The organism is Flavobacteriales bacterium (assembly GCA_016124845.1).
In the GTDB taxonomy this organism is placed as follows: Bacteria; Bacteroidota; Bacteroidia; order UBA10329; family UBA10329; genus UBA10329.
In genome coordinates this window covers 23883-35127 of record WGMW01000013.1, presented here as the reverse complement: position 1 = coordinate 35127, position 11245 = coordinate 23883, and the positions used below count along the sequence as shown (strand labels likewise).

10 protein-coding genes and 1 tRNA gene are annotated in these 11245 nt (G+C 46.6%); 6 read left to right on the top strand and 5 right to left on the bottom strand.

Annotation, left to right across the window (positions count from 1 at the left end; all coding sequences use genetic code 11):
* The first annotated feature begins 1 nt into the window (after position 1).
* Positions 2-754 carry a response regulator gene (locus GC178_06485; protein MBI1287210.1) on the top strand — a complete coding sequence of 251 codons (753 nt, stop codon included), beginning with the start codon at positions 2-4 and terminating at the stop codon, positions 752-754.
* A 90-nt stretch (positions 755-844) separates the two neighbouring features.
* Here the strand turns inward: GC178_06485 and GC178_06480 are convergent, their stop codons facing one another.
* The 5 genes from GC178_06480 to GC178_06460 are packed head-to-tail and all read right to left on the bottom strand — an operon-like array spanning position 845 to position 7863.
* Positions 845-1747 (bottom strand): methyltransferase domain-containing protein, encoded by a 903-nt coding sequence (locus GC178_06480; GenBank protein ID MBI1287209.1) that lies wholly within the window; start codon positions 1745-1747, stop codon positions 845-847.
* A gap of 6 nt (positions 1748-1753) precedes the next feature.
* A complete protein-coding gene (gene mnmG / locus GC178_06475; protein ID MBI1287208.1) occupies positions 1754-3622 on the bottom strand; it encodes a tRNA uridine-5-carboxymethylaminomethyl(34) synthesis enzyme MnmG in 1869 nt (622 codons plus the stop codon).
* Between the two features lie 57 nt (positions 3623-3679).
* A complete protein-coding gene (gene ybeY / locus GC178_06470; GenBank protein ID MBI1287207.1) occupies positions 3680-4102 on the bottom strand; it encodes an rRNA maturation RNase YbeY in 423 nt (140 codons plus the stop codon).
* The gene (locus tag GC178_06465) at positions 4103-4504 is read right to left on the bottom strand and encodes an ATP-binding protein (GenBank protein MBI1287206.1); all 402 of its coding nucleotides are present in this window, start codon (positions 4502-4504) and stop codon (positions 4103-4105) included. It lies immediately after the preceding gene.
* An 8-nt stretch (positions 4505-4512) separates the two neighbouring features.
* The gene (locus GC178_06460; protein MBI1287205.1) at positions 4513-7863 is read right to left on the bottom strand and encodes a DUF4175 family protein; all 3351 of its coding nucleotides are present in this window, start codon (positions 7861-7863) and stop codon (positions 4513-4515) included.
* A 137-nt stretch (positions 7864-8000) separates the two neighbouring features.
* On the opposite strand from GC178_06460, the gene GC178_06455 reads away from it, so the two are divergent.
* From GC178_06455 to GC178_06435, 5 genes are all read left to right on the top strand, one after another.
* Positions 8001-9530 (top strand): glutamate--tRNA ligase, encoded by a 1530-nt coding sequence (locus tag GC178_06455; GenBank protein MBI1287204.1) that lies wholly within the window; start codon positions 8001-8003, stop codon positions 9528-9530.
* Complete coding sequence (gene folB / locus GC178_06450; protein MBI1287203.1) at positions 9530-9883, top strand: dihydroneopterin aldolase; 354 nt, start codon at positions 9530-9532, stop codon at positions 9881-9883. The genes GC178_06455 and folB overlap by 1 nt, the downstream gene beginning before the upstream one ends.
* A 47-nt stretch (positions 9884-9930) precedes the next feature.
* Positions 9931-10001: transfer RNA gene (locus tag GC178_06445), tRNA-Cys, on the top strand.
* A gap of 202 nt (positions 10002-10203) precedes the next feature.
* A complete protein-coding gene (locus GC178_06440) occupies positions 10204-10995 on the top strand; it encodes a hypothetical protein (protein MBI1287202.1) in 792 nt (263 codons plus the stop codon).
* A 30-nt stretch (positions 10996-11025) separates the two neighbouring features.
* Complete coding sequence (locus tag GC178_06435; protein ID MBI1287201.1) at positions 11026-11208, top strand: hypothetical protein; 183 nt, start codon at positions 11026-11028, stop codon at positions 11206-11208.
* Positions 11209-11245: the final 37 nt, after the last annotated feature.

The following is an 11245-nucleotide window of genomic DNA, read 5'->3' as shown; positions in this document are numbered from 1 at the left end:
TATGGCAAAGACAAGTGTATTGGTTGTAGAGGACGAGAGTATCGTTGCAAAGGATATTCAGAATAGTCTGAAGAAGCTTGGTTATGCAGTACCAAGCGTTGAGAACACGGGAGAAGACGCTATTGATGCGGCAGGCCAGTACAAGCCAGACCTCATTCTTATGGATATCATGCTAAAAGGAGAAATCAGCGGTATCGATGCGGCAGAGCAGATTCGCAATCGTTATCAGATTCCTGTCATTTTTCTTACGGCTTATGCCGATGAAAGTACATTAAGTAAGGCAAAAGTGACCGAGCCTTATGGATACATCATCAAGCCGTTCAAGGAAATCGATTTGCATACGTCCATTGAGATGGCGTTGTACAAACACGGGAAGGAGCAGGAGGTCAAGAAAGAGCGGGACCTCTACTCTTCTATCGTTCTTGATAAGTCAGCGGACGACTGCATTTTCGTCAAGTCGAATAGCCGTTTGGTTAAAGTTAAGACCAAGGAAATCTATTTCGTGGAGGCATTGAAGGATTACGTGATCATTCATGCCAAGGACGCCAAGTATACTGTTCATTCAACGATGAAGGATATGTTGGCAAAGCTTTCCAGTAGTGAGTTTCTAAGAGTGCACAGGTCTTATATTGTAAGAGTTGATAAGATTGTGGCCATTGAGCAGAACAACTTGGTTATGGAGGACGACAAGAAAATTATTCCAGTAGGCGGTTCTTACAGGGATGAACTGAACAGCCGGTTGAAATTCGTGTAAAAACTGACGCACAGAATTAAACGCTGAGCGCATTTCTTTTCTTTTCTTGAGTAAGGCATAGCAGAGGAAGAAAAAACCTCCATAATCGCGTTATTCAGACTTTTGGAAGATATAGATGATGCTGGAGCACTTGGAAGTGTCAAATACGGTTTTAAGGTTTGATAGTGAACCGATAAGTCCAGCTCTTAGCCAAGCAATCAAGCCATTGTAGCCGCGATTTTTCTCACTAAGTAAGGAAACATAAATCGAGTCGAACCACATTGGTTTGAATGCAACCAATTCAAAACCAACCTGTTTCAAAAGGGGTTCGATGGTTTTTGGATTGAAATGATAGAGATGGCGCGGGAGGTCATAAGCAGCCCAGCCTTCTCTGTAAACCTTGGCATCATACGAAGTATGATTGGGAACAGCGATAATCAAATTACCATTTGGCTTTAGTATTCTCTTGAACTCGTCAAGGGTTTCATCAAGCCGATGAACGTGCTCCAAAACATGCCAAAGAGTAATTACTGAAAGCGATGCTTCAGAAATTTCGTTGAGGGTGTTAACCAAGTTGATGGAAGGGTTCTTCTTTTCTATTAAACCACGGGCATTTGGGTCAGGCTCAAAAGCAGAGACAGACCAGCCGGATTGCTGTAGATAATTGGAAAAATCACCACTACCCGCGCCATAGTCTAATACGGTTTTGTCTGCCGTAAGCGATGAAAGAAGCTGTTCTTTTTTACCCAGTGTGTAGTTTTTGACAAGCGCATATACCTTGAATAAGAACCCTTGTTGAGTGTCTGTATGCGATACATAATCGGGGTTATCATAGTATTTGCCAATGACTGATTCTGTTGGTCTGGGGTTGGTAAAATGAAGACCGCAATTGACACATTCAACAATTGTGAATGTGTCTTTTGAGTACGTTGAGTCTACACAACGAAGGGTTTCTCGGAAGCTGTCTGTCTTGCAAGAAGGACAGCTTTCAAGTGTTTCTAAAGAATGTTCCACGTGAAACTATTTACCTAAATGAACGAGTAAAACGGAAATATCGGAAGGAGAAACACCACTGATTCTTGATGCTTGTCCGATGGATTGAGGACGGATTTTAGTCAGCTTTTGACGAGCTTCTGCAGACAACGATTGAAGCTTATCATAGTCGAAATCATCTTTTAACCGAATACCCTCAAAGCGCAAGAGTTTGTCAGCAGTATCCTGTTCTTTTCGGATGTAACCAGAGTATTTGGCACGTATTTCAACTTGCTCAATAATCTCAGCTTCAGTGGAAATAGCATGAACCGCATCACGGACAGATTCGATGGAATCAATCATTGAGGTCAAATCGGTCTCAGGACGAGAAATCAATGAAAACGCCCGTAATTTTTGGTTTACCTCGCTGCTATCACGACCAGATAAATATGCGTTGCTTTCCTCCGTTTCCAAGCTCAATTTTGAGAGAACCTTTTCTATTTCCTGAGCCTTTTGTTGTTTGAATTCTACCCGCATCAAACGCTCATCGGAAGCCAATCCAATATGATGTCCAACCGGAGTTAGCCGTTCATCCGCATTATCTTGTCGGAGTAGAATTCGGTGCTCCGCGCGGGACGTAAACATGCGGTAAGGTTCTTCGGTTCCTTTTGTGATAAGGTCATCAATCAAAACCCCGATGTAAGCCTCTGAGCGTCCGAGAATGAACGGTTCTTTCTCCTCAATATTCTGATGTGCATTGATTCCTGCGACTAGTCCTTGGCAAGCCGCCTCTTCATAGCCAGTTGTTCCATTGATCTGCCCAGCGAAGAACAGGTTCTTTACCAACTTGGTTTCAAGCGTATGCGAAAGCTGGGTTGGTGGAAAATAGTCATATTCAATTGCGTAACCAGGACGGAACATTTTTGCATTCTCAAAACCTGGTATTAGTCGCAACGCTTTGTATTGTATTTCTTCAGGAAGCGAAGTTGAGAATCCATTGAGGTAAACCTCCACTGTGTCCCAACCTTCTGGCTCAACAAATAGTTGATGGCGGTTCTTGTCGGAGAAACGCTCAATCTTGTCCTCAATGGAAGGGCAATAACGAGGGCCAAGTCCCTGAATACGGCCTGTAAACATCGGAGAGCGATCAAAACCCTGTCGGAGGATGTCGTGTACCGCATCGTTGGTGTAAGCTAAATAGCAGCTTCGCTGTGAGGACAGTTTTGAAGTGTCTGAGAAGGAAAATTTGCTTGGATGTTCATCTCCCGGCTGTTCTTCCATTACCGAGTAATCGATGGATCTACCATCGATTCTTGGTGGAGTTCCAGTTTTCATTCGGCCAGATTCGAACCCAAAAGTTTCCAAGTTTTCGGTCAGACCAACAGAAGCTTTTTCAGCAGTTCGACCGCCACCGAAGTTCTTCTCACCGATGTGAATCAGTCCATTCAAGAAGGTTCCGTTGGTAAGTACAACAGCCTTACTTCTAAACGTATGACCAAGCGAAGTTTTGACACCACAAACCGCTTCCCCTTCAACAATCACCTCATTGACAGTATCCTGCCAGAAGTCCAAGTTCCTGGTTTGCTCCAGCATCATACGCCATTCGTAAGCGAATTTGAATCGGTCGTTTTGTGTACGCGGACTCCACATGGCCGGTCCTTTGGAACGGTTCAGCATACGGAACTGAATGGCTGAACGGTCGGAAACAATACCCGAATAACCGCCCAGCGCATCAATCTCACGAATGATCTGGCCTTTGGCTATACCACCCATTGCTGGGTTGCACGACATCTGTCCGATCGTGTTCATGTTCATGGTAACGAGCAGCGTCTTGGAACCCAAGTTCGCGGCAGCAGCAGCGGCCTCGCATCCTGCGTGTCCACCACCAACAACAATTACGTCATAATGAGCGTGCATGCTTCAAGTTTCACGTGGAACAATCATAAGTAACTGAAAACCAAATGATTGAATCCTCTAAAAGGAGCGCAAAGATAGATAAAAATCCTCTTTGGAAGTCATTTGAGTTTTGGCGGCCTTTCCCTTGTCGGAATAACCAATGAGATGAAGCACCCCGTGAACAAGCACGCGGTGCAATTCATCAAGCATCGAAACGTTTAAATCGGAAGCGTTTTCAGCGATGCGGTCAATGCTAATGAACAGATCACCCGAAACGAAAGAATCCACGCAATAATCGAATGTGATGATGTCTGTGAAATAGTCGTGGTCGAGATGCTTTCGATTCATCTCCAAGAGGTAATCATCCGAACAGAAAATGATTCCGAGTTCGGCCAGTTCCTTGCCTTCAGCACGGCAAGTTTCCTCAAGCCAAGCGGCAATTTGTTCAGGATTTGAAACGATAAAATCGGTTTGCTCCGAATGGAACGAAACATCAGCCATTTAGCCGACCTTGAAAATCATTTCCACCTTGGTTCCGTTCTCTGAGAACTCGACCTCATCGGCCAAATGTTTCATGAGAAACACACCGCGGCCGCTGATTTTCTCCAAGTTTTCTGGGTCGGTCGGATCCGGAAGCGCATCATGGTCAAACCCTTCGCCTTCGTCTTTCACACTGAACGAAAGTCGGTCACCACGGTCGGTGAAATCAAGATGAACCTTCTTATCAGGATTTTGGCGATTGCCGTGGTTGATGGCGTTGTTCACGGCTTCGGTTACAGCAATCAGAATGTTTCCGTAGTAATCCTCATCCACCGAGTACTTTTTGCAAACGTCATCAACAAGCTTTTCGGCAATGACAATGTTGTCGGCCTTTGAGTCAAAGTTCAGGCTCTGTTTTTCCATTAGTGCAGCTATTCCACCTGCTTTTTGAAGTACTCGTCAACTTTGTCGCGGTAGAACGGACTTAAGTTCGGAGGCACGGTTCGCAGCAGTTCGGTCTCATTTTTTTTCTGCCTTATATACTCGAAAAAAATCTCAGGGTTACCATAATCTTCATTTTTTGCCTCCTTCGATTCTCTGCGTTGTTCCTGCTCCCGTTCGCGCTCCGCATTTTCCGCCTCCAAGAGCCTTGTTAAGATTTCCTGCTGGCGCATCAATGTTTCCTGCGTAATCATTTTGTTCACGAGGTCAGTTTCGGTCTGCTCCATCATCTCCTGAATCTTCTTCATCTCGCCCGAACCGCCTTTACCTGTTTCGCCTTCTTTCTGAAGTTGCTTTTCGTATTCACGGGCCATGTTTCGAAGCGCTTCTTGCTGAGCCGCCATTTGTGCCAGTTGCTTGCTCATGCCCCGGTTTCCGGGAGACATGCCCTGTTTCTGCCCCTGTTGTTTGCCGCCAGGCTGCATGCCTTTGCGCATTTCCTTCATCTGCTTGTTCATCTGCTCTTGCAGTTTGCGCATGGCCCCAGCCGAAGGCTTGCCGCCTCCTCCGGGTTTGGAGCACGAACCAGAACCAGCCGCCTGAGCCGCGGCAGCCTGCATTTGCTGAACGGTTTCACTCAAAAGCAACGCCAGATTATTCAATGAAGTAAGCGCAAACTGCTGTCGCGAAAGTGCCTCAGGTGTTTTGCGGTCAGCCATCTTTTCGATGGATTTCTTCATGTTGGAGTTGACCGAACGGATTTCGCGGTTCACAATCGTTTCGATTTGTGGAACACGTTTGCTCAACGCATAGAGCGAATCCTCAATGAGTTTGCTGTCGTCCTTCAGCTTGAGCTGTTCGCGAGCGAGGTCCGTGTATTTCGGGTCGTTGATATTGGTCTGCTTCAAGTTGCCGATGAGTTTTTCTTGGTCGAAGGAAAGCGTGAGCAGATTTTCCACGATCTGGCGCAGTGCTTCCATATCTTCCTGTTGGCCTTGCGCCTGCATTTGCATCATCATGTTGCCCATTTTCTGAGCCATGTTCTTCATTTGGTCTGCAGCCTTTTTCTGCGAATCGGAAGCTTTCTTGTTCTGATTCTGGTCCAGCTGCTCCTTGCTTTCCTTCTGACTGTCCGAAACAGATTCTTCCTCATTGCCGAAATCCTCCATTTTGTTCGGAGTTTCCAACTCTTCGTTTTTCTGTTCGAGGTCGTCAATGTCCTTTTCGATGTCCTCGAATTCCTCATTCAGCTTCTCCTGTTTATCGCTCAGTTCCTGATTGTCGGCATCCTTGTTCTTGGTCTCTTCAGAGAGTTTTTCCTGATCCTTGGCCAGTTCCTCCAACCGTTCCATGGTCTGCTCCAGTTTCTGCTCAAACTCCAGTTGCTTGAAGAGTTCCAAACTGCGGTCAAGTTCCTTTTCAAGGTCTTCGTTGCTGAGTTCAATGTCCTCCAAAAGCTCTTGCGCCTTTTCCTTGGTCATTTCCTCCATCAGCTTTTCCATCTCATCGAAAAGCTTTTTCATCTCGTCCGACATCACTTCCTCGAATAGCTTTTCCAGTTGCTGTTGCTTCTCCACCAGCTTCGGATCAAACTCCATCATCTCGTTCATTTTGGAGTTCTTCTGTTCCGATTTCTGCTGGATTTCGTCCATCTTTTTCTGAAGGGCCTTCTGCGTTTGCAGCATCTGCTTCATTTTCTCCTTGTCTTCCCAATCGAGATTTTTCTTGTTGAGAAGGTCTTTCTGAAGGTCATCGAGGTCTTTCTTCATCTCGTTGGCCATCTTCAACGTTTCTGAAAGTTCCTGTTTCAACTGCTCGCTTTTGGCATCGTTCTCAGCGGCCAATTCATTCAGCGTTGCTACGCGATACGTGATGGTTTCCGAACGGGACGATTTGCTGCCGTTCACCCCATCGTTATCCCAAACCTCGAAGTAGTATTCAACTGCATCGCCAGGTTCCAAACCGAGTTCGGTCAGATCCCAGTAATGGAAAAACGTTTCTGACTTCTGATTCTTGGAAACCGCGATTGCCATATCCTTTTCCTCCGATGATGAACCGTCTTCATTCAATCTTTTGAACTTGAAAACAAGCGAAGAGAAACCGTAATCGTCCTTCACCTGCCCGTTGAAATACATGCGTTTCGGGTTCAGCGAATCTTCCACACCGACCACCGAAATGGACGGATACAAGTCAGGAACAACCGTAACCGTGTAGCGCAACGAATCACCTGCTTTCAGGAATTCGTTGGAACCAACAATAGTGTACTCTGCACTCTTTCGGAATTGTTCCGAAAAGCTGAAGTTGTCCTTTCCGTTTCGGTTCAGCTCCACGGTTTCATCGCCCAAGACCATGCTCAGGTTGTCGGTCTTGTTCGTGTTGAAATTCCAGTTGACGCGCGTTCCTTCAGGAATCAACAGATCACCGCTGTTCTGGCGGTTCTCGTTCGGTCGATTGATGTATTTCGGGAATTCCAGCGCCACATCAAACCCAACTACAGAAGGCTTGGGCAGCACCTTCAATTCGTGGCCTGAAGAATTGTAACCGTTACCGCCCAAACGGAAATCCACATTCTCGCGCGGCTGATGAAAAACGTATGAGAATTTGGCCGCGCTCAACTTGTTCATCAGCGTGCGCTTGCCGTCAATTTCCACATAAAGGTCGTTCGGAACCTCTTTTCCATCCAACGAAACTACCAGTTCAAAATCCTGCAACTCAATAGTAGAGAGTTCCTCGTTCTGAATATTGAACAGGAACGGAGCGAGGTTCTCGAAAGCCGTTCGGTGATTCACAATTCTGCGAGTTCCTTCTGTAATAAGGGAAGGCGCAATGGCCAAGATCAGCAGCAACAATAACAAGGGCGGCAACGCGTAACGCAGAAACTGCTTGTTTTCCTTCAGGTCGATGGCTGTGGAAAACGGAACGGGTTTCAGTTCGGTGATGCGTTGGTCGATGCTGGCCAACAACAGTTCTGAACTCGAACCAGCGGCCGAGCGTTGCAACTGTAGAGTGTTCAGCAGGCGGTCTTCAATATTGCTGAAATGCTTTCCGACAATGGTCGCGGCCTCATCGTAAGAAATTCCGGGTCGGATATTGTAGAGATGGATGAGCGGACCGATGACCCATCGCGCCAGCGCAACACCCGAAACCAGCAGCAGCGCATAGAAGAAAATGGTGCGGCCCGTAATGCCGAAACGCCCGTAATATTCCAAAATCGCGAAAACCAAAAACGAGGCCACCAACAGCCCCGTGGTGAGCAACGCCCCACGAATAAGCTGATTCAGATAATATTTCCGAATGAACTCATCAAGCTTCTGAAGTAACTGGTTGCCGTCCCCGCTCATGTTCGTCTCAACGCCTTCGTAATTCCTTTGTTATCGCGACCGACTAACAAAAATACGGGTATTCCGCTGCGCGAAGTGCTTCCACTCAGGAACAAATGTTAAATAAGGCTACCTTTGCGCGCCCAAAATCAACCTTGATGGAAAACCGAAAAGTAAGGGTACGATTTGCTCCCAGCCCAACGGGGCCGTTGCACATGGGAGGCGTGCGTACCGCGCTTTACAATTATCTGTTCGCCAAAAAGCATGGCGGAGATTTCATCCTCCGAATTGAGGATACCGACCAAACGCGCTACGTTCCTGGTGCCGAAGAGTACATAATGGAAGCGCTGGAATGGTGCGGAATGCAGCTGAACGAAGGCCCGAAAACGGGTGGCGAATACGGCCCATACCGACAGTCGGAGCGAAAGGAAAGCTATCGCGAATTCGCAGAGCAGTTGATTGCAAGCGGACACGCTTACTATGCGTTCGATACGCCAGAGGAGTTGGACGAGATGCGTGAGCGTTTGAAAAAAGCGAAAGTTGCCGCACCGCAATACAACGCGGTGACACGGGAAACCATGAAGAATTCGCTCACGCTTTCAGAAGACGAAGTGAAAAGACGATTGGATTCGGGTGAAGCATACGTTATACGAATCAAGATTCCGCGTAAGGAGGAAGTGCGTTTCCATGATGTGATTCGTGGTTGGGTTGTGGTTCATTCGGCTCAGATGGATGATAAAGTGCTGTTCAAATCAGACGGCATGCCGACCTACCATTTGGCCAACGTGGTGGATGATTACAAAATGAAGATCACCCACGTTATTCGTGGTGAAGAATGGTTGCCGTCAGCACCGCTTCATGTATTGCTTTATCGCTATTTGGGTTGGGAAGATGTGATGCCAGTTTTCGCGCACCTGCCACTTATTCTTAAGCCTGACGGAAATGGAAAGTTGAGCAAGCGAGACGGTGATCGACTCGGATTCCCGGTTTTCCCTTTGAACTGGAAAGACCCGAACACAGGTGAAGAATCACAAGGTTATCGCGAGCGAGGCTATTTCCCAGAGGCATTCACCAACATGTTGGCAATGCTCGGGTGGAATCCAGGTACAAACCAAGAGATTTTCTCGTTGGAAGAATTGGTTGAAGCTTTCACACTGGAGCGTGTAGGTAAATCAGGCGCCAAGTTCGACCCCGAAAAAGCCAAGTGGTATAATCAGCAATACTTGCGTTCGTACGATGATGCAGCCCTTGCGGATATTTTTCAGGTAACGCTGAAGGAAAAAGGAATCGAAGCCTCAGATGAGCACGTAGCGAAGGTCTGTGCACTCATCAAGGAGAAAACGCAATTCACGGCTGAGTTCTGGGATTTCGGTTATTACTTTTTCCTGAAACCAGAATCGTTTGACGAAAAGGTTGTGGAGAAACGTTGGAATGAGAACGCAGCCAAGTTTTTCCCTGCGCTCGCGGATTCGTTCGAGAAAATGACCGACTGGAAAGCGGAATCAATTGAAGCAACATTCAAATCAACGGCAGAAAGCCTCGAGATTAATCCAGGTCACGTAATGCAGTTGTTCCGTGTTCTCTTGAGCGGACAAGGAGGCGGTCCTGTTCTGTTCGAAATGACAGAACTGTTGGGACAGAAAGAAGTGGTTGAACGTCTTCGCGAAGGTGTTGCAAAACTGAAGTGATGCAAGAGCTTTTTATCGAGGATATTCGGCTTCATGCCTATCACGGCTGCTTGGAAGAAGAAGGCAGAATAGGAGGGAAGTACCGCGTTGACATCAAAGCGGTTGCCGACTTCAACGAATGTGCCGACACGGACGACCTGAACAAAACAGTTGATTATGTGGTTGTGTACAACCTTGTGAAGCAGGAAATGGAAATCCGTTCAAAACTCATCGAAACAGTTGCAAGGCGTATTGCAGAAAAACTCCAGCAGCAGTATTCGTGGGTGGCTGAATGGGAAGTGAGCCTGACCAAATTCAACCCACCAGTTGGTGGCAACTTGGGGCAAAGCAGAATAGTGTGGAGAACAGCATAAGTAAATTCATCGTGGTTTAATCTCCGCGATTATTACTTTTGCGGCATGGTCGGGTGGCCGAGTGGCTAGGCAGAGCTCTGCAAAAGCTCGTACAGCGGTTCGAATCCGCTCCCGACCTCAAAAGAAACCCTAAACACGATTTCGTGGTTGGGGTTTTGTATTTTTGAACGGAATTATAAAGTAAACGGTACAAAAGCGTTGAGTTCCTTCCTTCGTCAGGAAAACAAGAACAAAGTTTGGCTGCTTTTCCGAACGCAGTGAGGAATCTCAGATCGAACCCATCAACTTTATAATTCCGTTTTTGAATAAACATAAACTTGATGAAAACACGATTACTTCTTCCTCTGACCATGTTTGTCGGCACAACATGTTTTGCGCAATATGGGGACTATTCAGTTCGGGTGGAAGTTGAAGGTAACGGATTTGCACACTTTACTCAGGTCTATTTTGAAGATGGTTTAAACCCAGTGCAATCAGAACCAACCCTTGGTTGGGACCCATGTTGTGACGCTAACCTCATTATTGCGAATCAAAACCAGCCGCATGTTTATACCGAGGTTGTTGAACCGCCTGAACCACCGAATAATCCGAAGTTGTCTATAAATGGACTGCCTCACATAACCCAACAGACAGACGTTCCCATGGGCTTTCACCCCGGAGAATTGGCATCATACGACTTTACGTTTAAGGAACTATACACACTTCCTGCGGGAATGGGTGTCACACTTGAGGATCTGGCGCAGAACGTTTCGCAGGATTTGCTTGTTGATTCCACGTACTCAACATGGAGCGCGCCATCTGATGATGAGCTCAGGTTTATAATTCATTTTTACCCTCAAACGGTCACGGGTACATCTGGTTTAGAAAGAACGAGGCCTAATCTTAAAGTGATTAGTGACGGGGCATTAGTAAAAATCTCATTCCAGATTGAGATTTCAGATGGACAGTTTTTCGTATACGACTGTACAGGAAAAGAGGTTTATCGGGAGGTTTGGTCCGGAACGAAAAGCGGAACTGACATGGATCGAACGATTTTGGCAGACGGGGTTTATATTTTTCAGGCGGTTGATGCAATGGGTGAAACCATTTCAAAAAAAGTTGCGTTTCAATAAAATTGAATATTTTTGTGTTCTTGCTGACAAATGAAGAAGCTTCTCTCAATCCTGATCGTGCTGTTTTCCACCGCTTATAACGCGGCTGCACAACCACCACCACCACCACCACCAAACACGGCAATTTCCTTGGACATTCTGGTCGGCCTTCTTGTCTTGATAGGGGTCTTCTACGGAATAAGGAAATTGAAGCTTAAAAAAGAAGCAGCATAGAGGTAGCGCCCACTTGCAATTTGCTTTATTGCGCACA